15 protein-coding genes are annotated in these 16,785 nt (G+C 64.2%); all 15 read left to right on the top strand.

Annotated features, from left to right (window positions below):
* The first annotated feature begins 50 nt into the window (after window positions 1–50).
* The 15 genes from mmsA to B2585_RS09130 all read left to right on the top strand — a co-directional run bounded on the left by mmsA (window position 51) and on the right by B2585_RS09130 (window position 16,752).
* The gene (gene mmsA, locus B2585_RS09200) at window positions 51–1,571 is read left to right on the top strand and encodes a multiple monosaccharide ABC transporter ATP-binding protein (protein WP_292022244.1); all 1,521 of its coding nucleotides are present in this window, start codon (window positions 51–53) and stop codon (window positions 1,569–1,571) included.
* Between the two features lie 11 nt (window positions 1,572–1,582).
* The gene (gene mmsB / locus B2585_RS09195; protein WP_292022225.1) at window positions 1,583–2,818 is read left to right on the top strand and encodes a multiple monosaccharide ABC transporter permease; all 1,236 of its coding nucleotides are present in this window, start codon (window positions 1,583–1,585) and stop codon (window positions 2,816–2,818) included.
* 3 nt (window positions 2,819–2,821) lie between these two features.
* Window positions 2,822–4,564, top strand: coding sequence for an L-arabinonate dehydratase (gene araD / locus B2585_RS09190; RefSeq protein ID WP_292022223.1), 1,743 nt, complete (start codon window positions 2,822–2,824; stop codon window positions 4,562–4,564).
* Window positions 4,564–5,487 carry a Gfo/Idh/MocA family protein gene (locus B2585_RS09185; protein WP_292022221.1) on the top strand — a complete coding sequence of 308 codons (924 nt, stop codon included), beginning with the start codon at window positions 4,564–4,566 and terminating at the stop codon, window positions 5,485–5,487. The genes araD and B2585_RS09185 overlap by 1 nt, the downstream gene beginning before the upstream one ends.
* A complete protein-coding gene (locus B2585_RS09180; RefSeq protein ID WP_292022219.1) occupies window positions 5,484–6,500 on the top strand; it encodes an aldose epimerase family protein in 1,017 nt (338 codons plus the stop codon). The genes B2585_RS09185 and B2585_RS09180 overlap by 4 nt, the downstream gene beginning before the upstream one ends.
* Window positions 6,497–7,414: a dihydrodipicolinate synthase family protein gene (locus B2585_RS09175; protein ID WP_292022217.1), complete on the top strand. Its 918-nt coding sequence runs from the start codon at window positions 6,497–6,499 to the stop codon at window positions 7,412–7,414. Before B2585_RS09180 ends, B2585_RS09175 begins: the two co-directional genes overlap by 4 nt.
* A gap of 11 nt (window positions 7,415–7,425) precedes the next feature.
* Window positions 7,426–8,940, top strand: a complete 1,515-nt coding sequence (locus tag B2585_RS09170) for an aldehyde dehydrogenase (NADP(+)) (RefSeq protein ID WP_292022215.1) — start codon at window positions 7,426–7,428, stop codon at window positions 8,938–8,940.
* Between the two features lies 1 nt (window position 8,941).
* The gene (locus B2585_RS09165) at window positions 8,942–9,838 is read left to right on the top strand and encodes a 2-dehydro-3-deoxygalactonokinase (RefSeq protein WP_292022213.1); all 897 of its coding nucleotides are present in this window, start codon (window positions 8,942–8,944) and stop codon (window positions 9,836–9,838) included.
* Entirely contained in the window at window positions 9,835–10,440 is a 606-nt protein-coding gene (locus B2585_RS09160) for a 2-dehydro-3-deoxy-6-phosphogalactonate aldolase (RefSeq protein WP_292022211.1), read from the top strand. Before B2585_RS09165 ends, B2585_RS09160 begins: the two co-directional genes overlap by 4 nt.
* Window positions 10,437–11,291 carry an SMP-30/gluconolactonase/LRE family protein gene (locus tag B2585_RS09155; protein WP_292022209.1) on the top strand — a complete coding sequence of 285 codons (855 nt, stop codon included), beginning with the start codon at window positions 10,437–10,439 and terminating at the stop codon, window positions 11,289–11,291. The genes B2585_RS09160 and B2585_RS09155 overlap by 4 nt, the downstream gene beginning before the upstream one ends.
* 89 nt (window positions 11,292–11,380) lie before the next feature.
* Window positions 11,381–12,298 carry an ArsR/SmtB family transcription factor gene (locus B2585_RS09150; protein WP_292022207.1) on the top strand — a complete coding sequence of 306 codons (918 nt, stop codon included), beginning with the start codon at window positions 11,381–11,383 and terminating at the stop codon, window positions 12,296–12,298.
* A gap of 122 nt (window positions 12,299–12,420) precedes the next feature.
* Entirely contained in the window at window positions 12,421–13,923 is a 1,503-nt protein-coding gene (locus B2585_RS09145; protein WP_292022206.1) for an alpha-N-arabinofuranosidase, read from the top strand.
* A 29-nt stretch (window positions 13,924–13,952) separates the two neighbouring features.
* Window positions 13,953–15,044: an ABC transporter ATP-binding protein gene (locus tag B2585_RS09140; protein ID WP_292022204.1), complete on the top strand. Its 1,092-nt coding sequence runs from the start codon at window positions 13,953–13,955 to the stop codon at window positions 15,042–15,044.
* Window positions 15,044–15,916 carry a carbohydrate ABC transporter permease gene (locus B2585_RS09135; protein WP_292022201.1) on the top strand — a complete coding sequence of 291 codons (873 nt, stop codon included), beginning with the start codon at window positions 15,044–15,046 and terminating at the stop codon, window positions 15,914–15,916. Before B2585_RS09140 ends, B2585_RS09135 begins: the two co-directional genes overlap by 1 nt.
* Window positions 15,913–16,752, top strand: coding sequence for a carbohydrate ABC transporter permease (locus B2585_RS09130; RefSeq protein WP_292022199.1), 840 nt, complete (start codon window positions 15,913–15,915; stop codon window positions 16,750–16,752). Before B2585_RS09135 ends, B2585_RS09130 begins: the two co-directional genes overlap by 4 nt.
* The last annotated feature ends 33 nt before the right edge of the window (window positions 16,753–16,785 follow it).

The raw sequence follows: 16,785 nt of genomic DNA, 5'->3' as shown, positions 1-16,785 counted from the left end.
TCTGCCCGGGCTTCGGTCCGGGCAGGTTCGGTTTATCGAAAGGGGTGGCGATGACCGCGCTTCTCGAAATGCGTTCGATCACCAAGACGTTCCCGGGTGTCAAGGCGCTCGACGAGGTGAACCTGACCGTCAGGCAGGGTGAAATTCACGCACTGGTCGGCGAAAACGGTGCCGGGAAATCCACGCTCATGAAAGTGCTTTCCGGGGTCTATCCCGCAGGCACATATGACGGCGAAATCCATTACGACGGCGCGCTGGCCGAGTTCCGCGACATTGCCGACAGCGAAGCGCGCGGCATCATCATCATTCACCAGGAGCTGGCGCTCGTCCCGCTTCTGTCCATTGCCGAGAACTTGTTTCTGGGCAACGAGAACGCCACACGCGGGGTCATCGACTGGCCCGGCACGTTCCAGCGCACCACCGAGCTATTGCGCAAGGTCGGCCTGCGCGAGGCGCCGACGACGCTGGTGGACAAGCTAGGCGTGGGCAAGCAGCAGCTTGTCGAGATCGCCAAAGCCCTGTCCAAGGAAGTGCGCCTGCTCATTCTGGATGAGCCGACCGCGGCGCTGTCGGAATCCGACAGTCAGGCGCTGCTCGACCTGATGCTGGAGCTGAAGGCACAGGGTGTCACGTCGATCATCATCAGCCACAAGCTCAACGAAGTGCGCCGGGTGGCCGATACGGTCACGGTGATCCGCGACGGCACGACCGTGTCCACGCTGGATGCCAAGACCCAGACCATCACCGAGGACGCCATCGTGCGCGACATGGTGGGCCGCGACATGGCCCATCGTTATCCGAGCCGCGAACGCCGGGCGGGCGAGGTTCTTCTCGAGGTCGAGGACTGGAACGTCTGGCACCCGGAACACGCCGAGCGGCAGGTCATCAAATCCGCCGACTTCCACGTCAGGGCGGGCGAGGTCGTGGGGATCGCCGGGCTGATGGGGTCGGGCCGCACCGAACTGGCGATGAGCATTTTCGGCAGGTCTTATGGCCGCAATATTTCCGGCACCGTGAAGATGCACGGCAAGCCCGTCGACGTCAGCAAGGTGCATCGCGCCATTGACGCGGGCCTCGCCTATGTGACCGAGGATCGCAAGAGCCTTGGCCTCGTGCTGGAAGAGACCATCCTGCGCAATGTGACGCTGGCCAATCTCGACGGCGTGTCGCGGGGCGGCATCCTGGACGACAACCGCGAAACCGAGGTGTCCGAAGAATACAGGCGCGCCATGAACATCCGCACGCCCAGCGTCTTTCAGAAGGTCATGAACCTGTCGGGCGGCAACCAGCAGAAGGTGGTGCTGTCGAAATGGCTCTTTGCCGGGCCCGAGGTTCTGATCCTCGACGAGCCCACGCGCGGGATCGACGTTGGCGCGAAATTCGAGATTTACGGGATCATCAACGACCTGTCCGCACAGGGCAAAGGCGTGCTGATGATCTCGTCCGAGATGCCCGAACTGCTCGGCATGTGCGACCGCGTCTATGTGATGAATGAAGGGGCGCTCGTCGGGGAACTGACCGCGAATGAAGCCAGCCAGGAGCGGATCATGTCGCTCATCGTGACGGAATAGGGGGGCCGGACATGGCACTTGCTGAGAACACTGTCGAAGAAAACCAGCCCAAGGGCGTCGGCGAATACCTGTTGGGTCATATGCGGGAATACGGGCTGCTGTTCGCCCTGATCGCGATCATGGCCTTTTTCCAGATCGTCACGGGCGGGACGCTGCTGCGCCCCGTCAACATCACGAACCTGCTGCTGCAAAACAGCTATATCATCATCATGGCGCTGGGGATGCTGGTCGTCATCGTGTCGGGCAACATCGACCTTTCGGTCGGCTCGGTGATGGGCTTTATCGGCGCGCTCGCGGCGGTGATGATCGTCAATTACGAGTTCAACTTCCTCTTCACGATCCTCGTCTGCCTGCTGGCGGGCGGCGTCATCGGTGCGGCGCAGGGCTATTGGGTCGCCTATTGGAAGATTCCGTCTTTCATCGTGACGCTGGCCGGGATGCTGGTGTTTCGCGGTTTGTCTCTCTGGCTGCTCGAAGGGCAGTCCGTCGGACCCTTCCCGCAGCAGTTTCAGGTCATCGCCAACGGCTTTGTGCCCGACATCTTCCCCGAAGGGATCGGCGCGGCGCTCGCCCCGATTTTCGACGCGCGGCAGGTGAACGTTCTGGCGCTATGCACGGGTCTGATCGCCGCCTTTGCGGTGGTGTCGACGGGTATCCGCAAGCGGGCGCGCAACCGGGCCTATGGCATCGTGGACGAGCCGCGCAGCTTCTTCATTGCTCGAAACGCCATCGTCGGCATCGCGCTGATCTTCATCATGTTCAAGCTGTCGACCTTCCGGGGTCTGCCGAACGTGCTGATCACGATGGGCGTGCTGACCATCGTCTATGCGTTCATCACCGAACGCACGATCCTCGGCCGCCGCATCTACGCGCTGGGTGGCAATCAGAAGGCGGCCAAGCTGTCAGGCATCAAGACCGAGCGGTTGACGTTCCTCGCCTTCGTGAACATGGGTATTCTGGCCGCCGCTGCGGGCCTCGTCTTCGCCGCGCGGCTCAACACCGCGACGCCCAAGGCGGGCTTTGCGCTGGAGCTCGACGTGATCGCGGCGGTGTTTATCGGCGGCGCGTCGATGTCCGGCGGGGTCGGCAAGATCGTCGGCGCCGTGGTCGGGGCCTTCCTGATGGGTGTGCTCAACAACGGCATGTCGATCATGGGGATCGGCATCGACTACCAGCAGATGATCAAGGGCCTCGTCCTGCTCGCCGCTGTGATCTTCGACGTCTACAACAAATCGAAACAGGGGTGAGCCATGACTTTTTCGCCAGCAAAATGGCCGCGCAGGCTTCGGTCGCAGGAATGGTATGAGGGCAACAGCCGCGACACGATCTATCACCGCGGCTGGATGAAGAACCAGGGCCACCCGCATGACCTGTTCGACGGGCGGCCGATCATCGGGATCATGAACACATGGTCCGACCTGACCCCCTGCAACGGCCACCTTCGCGAACTGGCGGAAAAGGTAAAGGCGGGCATCTGGGAGGCTGGCGGCTTCCCCGTCGAAGTCCCGGTGTTCTCGGCTTCCGAAAACACATTCCGCCCGACGGCGATGATGTATCGCAACCTCGCCGCCCTCGCGACCGAGGAACAGATGCGCGGCCAGCCCATCGACGGGGCCGTGCTCCTCGTCGGCTGTGACAAGACCACGCCGAGCCTGCTGATGGCGGCGGCCTCGACCGATCTGCCGTCCATCGTCGTGACCGGCGGACCGATGCTGAACGGGTATTTCCGGGGCGAACGCGTCGGCTCCGGCACGCACCTGTGGAAGTTCTCGGAAGCGGTGAAAGCGGGCGAGATGACGCAGGAGGAATTCCTCGAAGCGGAGAACTCCATGTCCCGCTCGACGGGCACCTGCAACACGATGGGAACCGCGTCGACGATGGCCTCGATGGCCGAGGCGCTGGGCATGGCATTGTCCGGCAACGCCGCAATCCCGGCCGTTGACAGCCGCCGCCGCGTGATGGCGCAGCTTTCGGGGCGTCGCATCGTGCAGATGGTCAAGGACGACCTCAAGCCGTCCGACGTGATGACAAAGGACGCGTTCGAGAACGCGATCCGCACCAACGGCGCCATCGGCGGCTCCACCAACGCGGTCATCCACCTGCTCGCCATCGCGGGCCGGGTCGGCGTCGACCTGACGCTCGACGACTGGGACCGCTGCGGGCGCGACGTGGCGACCATCGTGAACCTGATGCCATCGGGCGAATACCTGATGGAGGAGTTCTTCTATGCCGGTGGCCTGCCCGTGGTCCTGAAACGTCTGGGCGAAGCCGGGCAGTTGCACAAGGACGCGCTGACCGTGGCCGGCAGCACGATCTGGGACGAGGTTCAGGACGTGCGAAACTGGAACGAGGACGTCATCCGCCCCGTCGACAAACCGCTGACCGATCAGGGCGGGATCGCCGTGCTGCGCGGAAACCTTGCGCCCGACGGTGCCGTTCTCAAACCCTCGGCCGCGTCACAGCACCTTCTCAAGCACCGGGGACGTGCCGTGGTGTTCGAGGATATCGACGACTACAAGGCCCGGATCAACGACGACGCGCTCGACATCGACGAGACCTGCGTGATGGTGCTGAAGAACTGCGGGCCCAAGGGCTATCCCGGCATGGCCGAGGTGGGCAACATGGGGCTGCCGCCGAAGGTTCTGAAAAAGGGCATAACCGACATGGTGCGTATCTCGGACGCGCGCATGTCGGGCACCGCTTACGGCACCGTGATCCTCCACACCTCTCCGGAAGCCGCCGCAGGCGGGCCGCTCGCCGTGGTACGTTCGGGCGACATGATCGAAGTCGACGTCGAGGCCCGGCGCATCCACCTCGACATCTCCGAGGCTGATCTGTCGACACGGCTGGAGGCATGGACACCGAACCACGAGCAACGCGAAAGCGGTTATGAATGGCTCCACCAGACCCATGTGATGGGCGCGGATACGGGGGCCGATCTGGACTTTCTCAAGGGCTGCCGTGGCTCGCCGGTCGGAAAGGACTCGCATTGATGGAAGTTGCACTCGTCGGCATCGGAAAGATCGCGGTGGACCAGCATGTCCCCGCGATTGCGGCCAGCCCGGACTGGGATCTCGCGGCGACGGTATCGCGGCACGGGTCGGTCGATGGCGTGCCCGCCTATACCGACCTCGCCACCATGCTTGAGGCGCATCCCGAAATTCGCGTGGTCTCGCTGAGCCTGCCGCCCATGCCGCGCTTTGACTATGCCCGCATGGCGATCGAGGCGGGGCGGCACGTCATGCTGGAAAAGCCACCGGGCGCCACGCTGTCCGAATGTCACGCGCTCGAGGAACTGGCCCGCGCCCAGCGTGTCTCGCTTTACGCGACATGGCATTCACGGCAGGCCGACAAGGTGCCCGCCGCGAAAGCATGGCTGGCTGACAAGACGCTCCGTTCGCTCAGGATCGACTGGCGCGAGGACGTGCGGCATTGGCATCCGGGGCAGGACTGGGTGTTCGAGGCCGGGGGCCTTGGCGTGTTCGACCCCGGCATCAACGCGTTGTCGATCCTGACCGAAATCCTGCCGGTGCCCGTTCATGTCACCGGGGCCGAGCTGAAGTTCCCGGCCAACCGCGACACACCGATTGCCGTCGAGTGCGGCTTTCACCACCCCGGCGGGGCCGAGGTCACGATGGCGCTCGACTGGCTGGAACCGGGCGACCCGGTCTGGACCATTGAGGCGGTGACGGACCAAGGCACGCTGACGCTGGAAAACGGCGGCGGCAAACTCACCATAGACGGGCAGGAGGATGAAAGCCTGCCCGGTCTGGCGGGCGAGTATCCGCGGCTTTACGACCAGATGGCCCGGCTCGTCGCCACCGGCGGGATCGACATGGACCTGGCGCCGATGCGCCACGTCGCGGATGCCTTCACGCTTGGCCGTCGCGTCACGGTGGAGGCGTTCGACTGGTGAGCGAGACGGGCACCCATATCCAGCCCTTCGCGACCCTCGCGGATGGCACGACGGTTCAGGCGGTCACGATCACGGGCGGCGGGGCCACGGCCACGGTGCTGACCCGTGGGGCGACCTTGCAGGACTTCCGCATCCAGGGCGTCGACCAGTCTCTTGTCTTGGGGAGCGCGGGCATCGCGGCCTATGCCGGGCCGATGCGCTACTTCGGGGCCATCGTCGGGCCGGTCGCCAACCGTATCGCGGGGGGACGTATGCCCCTTGGCGGACAGGTCTTTGACCTCGACCGGAACGAGGCGGGCAAGACGACGCTTCATGGCGGCAGCACCGGGTTCTCGGAGCAGGATTGGACGATTGCCGAGACGACCCCGAACACGGTCGTCCTCACGCTTGAGCACCCGGACGGGCGCGACGGGTTTCCGGGCAACATCGCCGTTCGTGCGCGCTATGCCCTCGATGACGCTGGCGTGCTCACCGTCGAGATTACGGGGACAACCGACGCCCCGACATATTTCGGCCCGGCCTTCCACGGTTACTGGACGCTGAACGGGGCGGGCGATCTGTCAGCGCATCGCATGACAATTCCGGCGGAACGCTATCTGGCGGTCGATGCCGACCTGATCCCGCAAGATGCGCCAACCCCCGTGGCCGGAACGCGCTTCGATTTCCGTGAGCCACACGCGCCCGATCCGGCGCTCGACCACAACTTTTGTTTCGACGGCGCACAGGGCGACATGCGTCTCGTCTGCCGGCTGGAAACCGACGCGCTCAGGCTCGAGATTGAAAGCACCGAGATCGGGCTTCAGGTCTACACCGGCGGCGCGCTGGATACCGCGCCCTTCGCGGGCCACGAGGGCCGGCCCTATGGCCCCGGTGCGGGCATCGCGCTCGAGCCGCAGTTCTGGCCCGACACGCCGAACCACCCCGATTATCCAGGCTCGGTGCTGTCACCGGGCGAGACTTACCGACAAGTTACGCGCTTTGCCGTGACCCGACAGACAAAGAGGCCGCTATGAAAACGCCATTGACCGGGATTCTGCCCGTCGCACCCACGCCGTTCCACGCGGATGGCCGCATCGACCCCGAAGGGATGCGTCGTGTGCTCGACTGCATGATCGATCAGGGTGTCGACGCGATCTGTATCCTGGCCAACTACTCCGAACAGTTCCTGCTGTCGGACGAGGAGCGCGCCATCCTCACCCGTGTGAGCCTCGAACACGTCGCGGGGCGCGTTCCGGTGATCGTGACCGTGAGCGCCTTCGCAACGGAAATCGTGGTGGCCCGCGCGCGTGAGGCCGAGGCGCTGGGTGCATCCATGCTGATGATGATGCCGCCCTATCACGGCGTCGGGCTGGTCCCGGCCGAGGCGGGTATCTTCGAGCATTTCGCGGCGGTCTCCGACGCGGTGTCGATCCCGATCATGGTGCAGGACGCGCCGCTGTCCGGCGTGACGCTGACGGTTCCGCTGCTCGTGCACATGGCGAAAGAGATCGAGAACGTCTCCTACTTCAAGATGGAAACACCCTTTGCCGCCGACAAGCTGGCCGCGCTGATCGAGGCGGGCGGAGATCACATCGTCGGCCCCTTCGACGGCGAGGAGGCGGTGACGCTCTTGGCCGATCTCGACGCGGGATGCACCGGCACCATGACGTCGGCGCTCCAGCCCGAAAAGATCCGGCCCATCGTCGTCGACTACCGCGCGGGCAATACCGACGCGGCCCTGGAGCAGTGGAAACTGTGCCTGCCCCTCATAAACCACGAAAATCGGCAATGCGGCCTGCGTGCCGCGAAAGTCGTGATGATGGAGGGCGGCGTAATCGGGTCCGACCATGTGCGCCACCCCCTGAAACCCATGTCGCCCCGCACGAGGGACCGTCTGCTGTCCCTGTCGCGTGAGCTTGATCTCATCGCGCTCAACTGGGGCAAATAAGGAGTAAGTCCATGACATACCAACCCAAAGGCAAACACCTGATCGCCGGCGACTGGGTCGGCTCCGGCTCCACCTTCGCGTCGCAACCCGTCGACGGCGCCTCCCACGACACGGCCAACGGCGGTGCGGATGAGGTCGATCGCGCGGTTCAGGCCGCAGAAGAGGCGTTCTGGACCTACGGCTACACCTCGCGGGCCGAGCGTGCGGCCTTCCTCAATGCCATCGCCGACGAAATCGAGGCGCGTGGCCCGCAGATCACCGAGATCGGCACGCGCGAAAGCGGTCTGCCCGAAGGCCGGCTCGAAGGGGAGCGCGGGCGCACCACGGGCCAGCTTCGCCTGTTCGCAAGCCATATCGAATCCGGTGACTACCTTGATCGTCGCCATGACGAAGCGCTGCCGGACCGCGCGCCTCTGCCGCGTCCCGACCTCAGGATGATGCAGCGCCCCTTCGGTCCCGTGGCCGTCTTTGGTGCTTCGAACTTCCCGCTGGCCTTCTCGACCGCCGGGGGCGACACCGCTTCGGCCCTCGCCGCCGGCTGCCCGGTCGTGGTCAAAGGCCATCCGGCCCATCCGGGGACGGGTGAGATCATCGCCGAGGCGATCCACGCTGCGATCGAGAAAACCGGGATGCCTGCGGGCACGTTCAGCCTGATTCAGGGCAACACGAATGATCTCGGTGCCGCGCTCGTGCAGCATCCGCTGATCACGGCGGTCGGGTTCACTGGCTCGTTGGGGGCAGGGCGGGCGCTTTACGATCTTTGCGCCGCGCGATCCACGCCAATCCCGTTCTATGGCGAGTTGGGCAGCGTGAACCCCATGTTCCTGCTGCCCGAGGCGCTCGCCGCGCGCGGTGCCGACATCGCCAAGGGCTGGGCCGGTTCACTGACGATGGGTGCCGGACAATTCTGCACCAACCCCGGTGTTCTCATCGCGATCGAAGGCGCGGAGACAGACGCCTTCATCGAAACGGCGACCGCGGCGCTGGGCGACATCGGCGCACAGGTCATGCTGACGGAAGGCATCGCCAACAACTTCCGCGCCGGGCGCGACAAGGTGGCAGGCACCAAGGGCGTGCAGGAACTGCTCACTTCGACCTGCGACATGCGCAACGCGACCCCCTATCTCTTCGCCACCACAGGCGACGAATGGCTCGCGAACACGGCGCTGGGCCACGAAGTGTTCGGCCCGCTCGGCCTGATCGTGCGCGTCAAGGATGCCGACCAGATGCGCGCGGTGGCGCGCTCGCTCGAAGGGCAACTCACTTGCACGCTTTTCATGGACGATGGCGACACCGCGCTCGCGCAAAGTCTGATGCCGGTGCTTGAGCGCAAGGCGGGCCGTCTGCTTGCCAACGGCTTCCCGACAGGTGTCGAGGTCGCTGACGCGATGGTTCACGGCGGGCCTTTTCCGGCTTCCACCAACTTCGGCGCGACCAGCGTCGGCACACTGGCAATCCGGCGCTTCCTGCGCCCGGTCTGCTATCAGAACTTGCCCGACGCGCTGCTGCCGGACGATCTGACCTGATATGGAACGGGCCGACTGGATCGCCTGCGACTGGGGCACATCCAACCTGAGGGTCTGGGCGCTGGACGCAGGCGGTGCTGTTCGGGACGCGCGCGTTTCGGATCAGGGGATGGGGCGCCTTGCCGCGTCCGAGTTTGAGGCCGCCTTCCTCGACCTCGCGGGTGACCTGATCGGCGCGGGGCCGCGCGACGTCGTCATCTGCGGTATGGCGGGCGCGCGGCAGGGGTGGTGCGAGGCGCCTTACCTGCCGGTTCCGGCACGGCCTGCCGCCGATGGGGCGGTGACCGTGCCAACCGCCGACCCCCGCATTCGGGTGCGTATCCTGCCCGGCCTGTCGCAGACGCAGCCCGAGGATGTCATGCGGGGCGAGGAAACCCAGATCGCGGGCGTTCTGGCGGCGCGTCCCGACTTCGATGGTGTCATGTGCCTGCCGGGCACACACACGAAATGGGTGCGCGTTCAGGGCGGCGAGGTCGTGCGGTTCCGCACCTTCATGACCGGTGAACTGTTTGCGCTCCTCTCCACGCAGTCCGTGCTGAAGCATAGCTTCGACGATGGCTGGAGCGCGCAGGCCTTCCTCGCAGCCGGGGGCGAGGCGCTTGCTGCCCCCGAACGAATGACCGCAGCGCTGTTTTCCCTGCGGGCTGCGTCGCTTCTTGGCGATGTGGCGGCTGGCTCGGCACGCGCGCGGCTCTCCGGTCTGCTGACCGGCATCGAACTCGCCGGTGCGCGCCCGTTCTGGGAAAAGCACCGCGTGCTGATCGTCGGGGGCACGGACGAGGGCGACCGGGGTGCGCTCCTGACCCGGGCCGGTGCCCGTGTCGAACATACCAACGCGCGCGACGCGACCCTTTCCGGGCTCGTGGCCGCCCATGCTTTGAACGGTGAAACGCCATGACCCGAAACATCATATCGATCCTGCGCGGCGTGTCCCCGGACGAGGTTGTCGACATTGCCGAAGCCCTGATCGCGGAAGGCATTTCGATGATCGAAGTGCCCCTGAATTCGCCCCATCCCCTCACATCCATCGCCCGACTGGCCCAAGCCTGCGGCGACCGCGCCTTGATCGGCGCGGGCACCGTTCTCACCCCGGATCAGGTGAGCGCGGTTGCGGCGAACGGCGGGCGCTTGATCGTGTCGCCCAACACGAACACGGCGGTAATCCAGTCGGCCAAGGCGGCGGGCCTTGCCTGCTATCCTGGCGCGATGACGCCGACGGAGTGCTTCGCGGCGCTCGAGGCGGGGGCCGACGGGCTGAAGCTGTTTCCGGGCGAGTTGATCGGCCCGACTGGCGTCAGGGCGCTCCGACCTGTCCTGCCAAAGGGCACGCAAATCTGGGCTGTCGGTGGCGTCGGACCTGAGACCATGTCCGACTGGGCCAAGGCCGGCGTCGACGGGTTCGGCATCGGATCGGCTGTGTTCCGGCCCGGCGACAGCGCCGAACAGGTCCGCTCCAGGGCCGCCGCACTGGTGATGCAATATGACGAGGTGATGCGATGACCCAAAGGGCCGAGGTTTACGACACGCGCGCCTGCGAGCTGGGCGAGGGGCCGTTGTGGCACCCGGAACGTCAGCAACTTTTCTGGTTCGACATCGTAGGCAACCGACTGATGACGCGCGACGGCAAGGACGCGCTGTCGTGGTCCTTCGATGAGCATCATTCGGCGGCGGGCTGGATCGACCGCGAGACATTGCTGATCGCGTCAGAGACCGGCCTGTGGCGGTTCGACATTGCCTCGGGGGACCGTGAGCTTGTTGCCGCACTCGAGGCCGACAACCCGGTCACGCGGTCCAACGACGGACGCGCGGACCCCATGGGCGGGTTCTGGATCGGTACGATGGGCAAAAGCGCCGAACCCCATGCTGGTGCCTTCTACCGCTATTACCGAGGGGAACTGCGCCAGATCACGGATCGCATCACGATCCCGAATGCGCTGTGCTTTTCGGGCGATGGCCGGACCGGATATTATGCCGACACGATCGAAAAACGCGTGTATCGCCATGCGCTCGATTCCGATGGCTGGCCCGAGGGACCGGCCGAGGTGTTTCTTGACCTGACCGAGGATGGTCTGAACCCCGATGGAGCCGTGATCGATGCCGAGGATCATCTATGGCTCGCCCTTTGGGGGGCCGGGCGGGTCGCGCGGTATCGACCGGATGGGACGTTGGTTCAGGAGGTCGAGGTCGGGGGCCGGAATGCGTCATGCCCGGCGTTCGGCGGCGCGGATCTTACGACCCTGTTCGTGACGACCGCGCAGGAGGGCCTGCGAAACCCCGGACCCGCCGAGGGGCGGGTCTATTGCGCGACGGCTGTCGGGCAGGGGAGGGCCGAGGCAAGGGTGGTGTTGTGACCGACATACGGGCTCTGCTCACAGCAAATGCGGATCCGATTGATTTATATCCTGTATGTGGATATGAAGTCTCAATGCAAGGAGACATCATGACCAACAGCTTTCTGCTCATTACGCCCGAAACCGGGCGTGAAGTGCTTCGCAGCCTCGCCCTGCCGGCCCGCCTCGATATCCTTAAACTGCTGCATGAGAAGGGCGCTATGAACGTCAACGACATCGCCGCCGAACTCGGCCTGCCCCAGTCTTCGACGTCGACACATGTCGCTGCGCTCGAAGCGGTCGGTCTGATCGAGACCGAAAGCCGAAAGGCGCGCAAGGGGTCGCAAAAGATCTGCAGGGCCGTTCGCGATGAAATCGTGCTATCCTTCGGGGTGCCCAAACGGGCTGAGAACGAGATCGAGGTGCTTATGCCCGTGGGCCTCTATTCCGGTGCCGAGGTCAGCGCGCCTTGCGGTCTTTGCGCCGACACGGGGATCATCGGATACCTCGACAGTCCCGAGACGTTCCTGAACCCGGATCGCATGAAAGCAGGGCTTTTGTGGTTCACGCGGGGGCATGTTGACTACCAGTTTCCCAACAATGCGCGCATCGCTGGCCGCGCCGTGACCGAGCTGGAGCTGTCCTTGGAGCTGAGCTCCGAAGTGCCCGGCACATCCGCGAACTGGCCCTCCGACATCACCATTGAGATCAACGGAACGAGTATCGGAACCTGGACCGCGCCGGGCGACTACGGTGACAAGCGCGGGACCTTCACGCCCTCGTGGTGGAAACTGGCGGGAAGCCAGTATGGTCTCCTGAAAAGCTTTCGTGTCACCCATCGCGGCACGTTTCTGGACGGCGAAAAACTGTCTGACGTGACCCTCTCTGACCTTGCCATCGACGACCATCGTTCGATTCGTTTGCGCATCGCCGTGCCCGAGCGTGCCGAGCATCCGGGTGGGATCAATATCTTTGGTCGCGGCTTCGGCAATCACGATCAGGATATCTCCCTGATCTTAAGGACTTAACAATATCCAAAAAATGGATGTAAATAGCTAAATCTAAATATTGACGAGGCCTCATTCGCCATTTTATCATCCACCGGGTCGGTACATACCGGCTTGGAGGATACAAAAAAATGGGAGGAGCCATGCGTGCGCGCGCCACGGCACATGCTGACTTTGTCGTCGGCGAAATCGACCCGCGTCTTTACGGCTCGTTCATCGAGCATCTGGGTCGCGCCGTGTATTCCGGCATCTATGAGCCCGGTCATGAAACCGCGGACGAGAACGGGTTCCGCGGCGATGTTCTGGATCTGGTGCGCGAGCTTGACGTGCCCGTCGTGCGTTACCCCGGCGGCAATTTCGTCTCGGCCTATAACTGGGAGGACGGGATCGGTCCGAAAGAGGGTCGCCCGGTTCGTCTTGATCTCGCATGGCATACGTCTGAGTCCAATGAAGTCGGCATCCACGAATTTGCCGACTGGGCTGAAGCGGCGGGCACCGAGATGATGCTGGCCGTCAACCTCGGCTCACGCGGGCTCGACGAGGCGCGGGCGTTTGTCGAATACGTCAACCACCCCGGCGGCACCTACTGGTCCGACTTGCGCCGCGAAAACGGCCGCGAGGCGCCCTGGGGCGTCAAGATGTGGTGCCTTGGCAACGAGATGGACGGTCCGTGGCAGATCGGCCAGAAGACCGCCGACGAATATGGCCGCATCGCGTTTGAAACCGCCAAGGCCTTGCGCGCTTATGACAAGTCGCTCGAACTTGTCGTCTGCGGCTCATCGACACCGAACATGGCGACCTACCCTGAGTGGGAGGCGACGGTGCTCGACTACACCTACGACAGCGTCGATTTCATCTCGCTCCATATGTATTTCGAAAACCACGCGGGCGATCTGCCTGAGTATCTGTCGCTGCCGGCCAAGCTTGACGACTACATCGCGACCGTGGCGGGCATCCTCAAGATGACCAAGGCCAAGAAGCGGTCCAAGCGAGACGTCTACATCAGCTTCGACGAATGGAATGTCTGGTATCACTCGCGCGAGCAGGACCGGGCGACGTTGGAGGGCAACGAAGGCTGGCCCTTTGCGCCGCCGCTGCTCGAGGATATTTACGACTTCGCCGACGTGCTGCAGGTCGGTGCGATCCTGAACACCTTCATCCGCCGTTCGGACGTGGTGAAGGTCGGTTGCCTCGCGCAACTGGTGAACGTCATCGCGCCGATCATGACCGTCAAGGGCGGCACGGCATGGCGTCAGACGACCTTCTGGCCCTATTACTTCGCGTCCCGGTATGGGCGCGGAACGGCGCTGAACCTCGCGGTCGACTGCCCCGGATACGACAGCCAGACCGCCAGTGACGTGCCCTATCTCGACCTGTCCGCCGTGGTTGGCGAAGACGGCGTACTGACGGTGTTCTGCGTGAACCGGCACGAGAGCGAGGCGGTAAGCCTCGCCATGAGCCTTGAGGGGCTGAGCCAATCCAAGGTCGTGATGGACAAGGTCATCGCGGGTCACGAGCTCGACGCGACGAACGGTCCCGATGGGGGACCCGTCGCGCCGGTGGATGGCAACGGCGCAGCGGTCAACGACGGGCGCCTGACCGCTGAACTGCCGCCGCTGAGTTACAGAATGATACGGCTCGGCTAGGTAAGCCGGGACGGGGTGGAGGAGACCTGATGTCCGCTGAAATCGATATTCGCAACCTGACAAAGCGTTACGGCGGTCTGACGGTGCTTGACGATATTTCCCTGTCCATCGCGGCGGGGGAGTTCGTCGTCTTCCTCGGTCCTTCGGGCTGTGGGAAATCGACGCTCTTGCGCATGATCGCGGGGCTGGAAGACGTGGACGCGGGCGAAATCCATCTGGGCGGCGACCGCATCGACGGGCTGGCGCCCGGTAAGCGCGGCGTCGCGATGGTGTTTCAGTCCTACGCGCTCTACCCGCACATGTCGGTGCGGCAGAACATGGCCTTTGGGCTGGAGAACGTCGGCATCTCGAAAGACGAGATCGAGAGGCGCTGCATGGACGCGGCGAAAGTGCTCGAGATCGACCACCTGCTCGACCGCAAACCGCAGATGCTTTCTGGCGGCCAACGCCAGCGCGTCGCCATCGGGCGAGCCATCGTCAAGGAACCCAAGGCGTTCCTGTTCGACGAGCCGTTGTCGAACCTCGACGCAGCATTGCGTGGCCGCACCCGGCTTGAGCTTGCCCAGCTTCACCAAAGGCTCGGCGCTACGATGGTGTTCGTCACCCATGACCAGATCGAAGCCATGACCCTGGCCGACCGGATCGTCATCATGCACGATAAGAAGATCGAGCAGATCGGCGCACCGATGGAGGTATACCAGCGCCCGGCGACCCGCTTTGTCGCCGAGTTCGTCGGGTCCCCGGCTATGTCGATCCTGCCTGCCGCCTCAGTCTCGGCAGGGACCAAGGGTGCGTCGATCGAGGTCGATGGCGTCGGCACGATCGACAGCGCCATTCCGCTCCCCGAAGGGTTCAACGCGGACGGGGCAAGCGTCGGCATCCGCGCGGAGGACACGCGCCCGTCCGACACGGGCCTGCCGCTGACGGTTCAGGTGGTCGAACGGCTGGGCGACCGGACGCTGTTGTATGGCCGGCTGCCGAACGGATCCGACCTCGTCGCGCAGGATCTGGGCCGCACCACGGTGCAGGCGGGCGATGAGGTCCGCATCGCGGTCGACCCGTCTGCCGTTCACCTCTTTGACGGCACGGGGCGTGCATTCCACGCGCCGGAGGAGGCGTAATGGCGGCGCTGCACCGACAGAAACGGCTTTCGAATGCGCTGTTCGCGCTGCCCTATCTGGTCGTATTCGCGGCGCTCCTTGCTTTCCCGCTTGGCTGGGGCGTCTACCTGTCGATGCAAAAAGCCGACCTGTTCGGCCTGTACGGATTCATCGGGACGAACAACTACGTCCGCGTGCTGAACGACCCGCTGTTTTGGCAGGCCGTCCGGGTCACTTTGCTGTTTGTCGCGACGACGGTTCCGGTGCTGGTGGGGCTTGGCCTGTTCCTTGCCCTCGCGCTCAATCGCCGCACACGCGGCTCGGCGATCCTGCGCGGCGCGTTCTTCAGCTCAACTGTGTTGTCCGTGACCATCGTCACGCTCATCTGGCGCTTCGTTTTCATCCCTGGCGATGGGCTTCTGTCCATCGGGTTCGAGGCGATGGGGTGGGAGCCGATCGGGTTCCTGTCGACACGCGGCTGGTCGCTGTTCTCGGTCGGCATCGCGACCGTCTGGTGGTGCCTCGGCCTGCCAATGATCCTGATCCTTGCGGCGCTCCAACAGATCCCCGCAGATTTGTACGAGGCCGCCGCACTCGACAACGCCTCGCGCTGGCGCACGTTCTCGCGCATCACCATTCCACAGATCTCGGGCACCTTGATCCTCGTCGCGGTGATCCAGATCGTGATGCAGTTCCAGCTTTTCGGGCAGGCGCAGCTCATGACCAACGGCGGGCCGAACGGAAGCTCGCGACCGCTTGTCCTCTATATCTATCGCACGGCGTTCGAGAATTGGGACGTGGGCCGGGGTGCCGCCGCATCCGAGCTTCTTTTCCTCATCATCCTCGCCGCCGCCATGCTGCAATTCTGGGTCACGCGGAGGGCAAACAGATGAGCGCCGCCGCACCCATTTCACGCGATCAGGGACGAATCCTGTTCTGGCTCGCCGTTGTCCTGTCGGTCCTCATGCTGGCCCCGATGGCCTGGGTCCTGCTTCTGTCGTTCACCGAGAACGAGGCATTGTCCCGCGGCACCGAAGCGGCCTTTGGTGGCCACTTCACCCTCAAGAACTACAGCGATATCGCGGGCAACTCCGGCGTGTTCCGGTGGTTTCTCAATTCGCTGATCGTGGCGGTGGGCCAGACCTCGGGCGTGCTCATCATGTCCTCGCTCGCAGGCTATGCGTTCGCCCGGCTGGAGTGGCCGGGGCGCAAGGTGATCTTCGTCATCGTGCTGTTCGGCCTTGCGGTGCCCGAGCAGGCCGTCATCATCCCACGCCACCAGATTTTCACCACTCTGAATCTGCACAATACCTATATCGGGTTGATGCTGCCGGGCATGTCCTTGCCGTTCGGCGTTTTCCTCATGACCCAGTTCTTCCGGGCCATTCCGTCGGAAATCGACGAGGCCGCGTTGCTCGACAACGCGTCCCGATTCCGCATTTTCTGGAAGGTGCTGTTGCCGCTCACCCTACCTGCTCAGGCGACGCTCGGCATCTTTACCTTCCTCATGGCGTGGAACGATTACTGGTGGCCGCTGATCTCGGGCACCGACAAGGAAATGTACACGCTGACCATCGGCATCGCGTCGTCTCAGGTGAACTTTGCTCAGACCGAGGGCTTGGGCTTTCTCGCCGCGCAGGCGGTGTTCGCCGCCATCCCAGTCCTGATCGTCTACATCATTTTCCAGCGCCACGTCGTGACGGCCGTATCCGGCGGCGCAGTGAAATAATGGAATTCCGGCTCTGCGCCATGCAGGCGGGAC

Origin of the sequence: Maritimibacter sp. UBA3975 (assembly GCF_002384975.1) — a bacterium.
GTDB lineage: Bacteria > Pseudomonadota > Alphaproteobacteria > Rhodobacterales > Rhodobacteraceae > Maritimibacter.
This window is presented reverse-complemented; position numbering and strand designations above follow the sequence as displayed.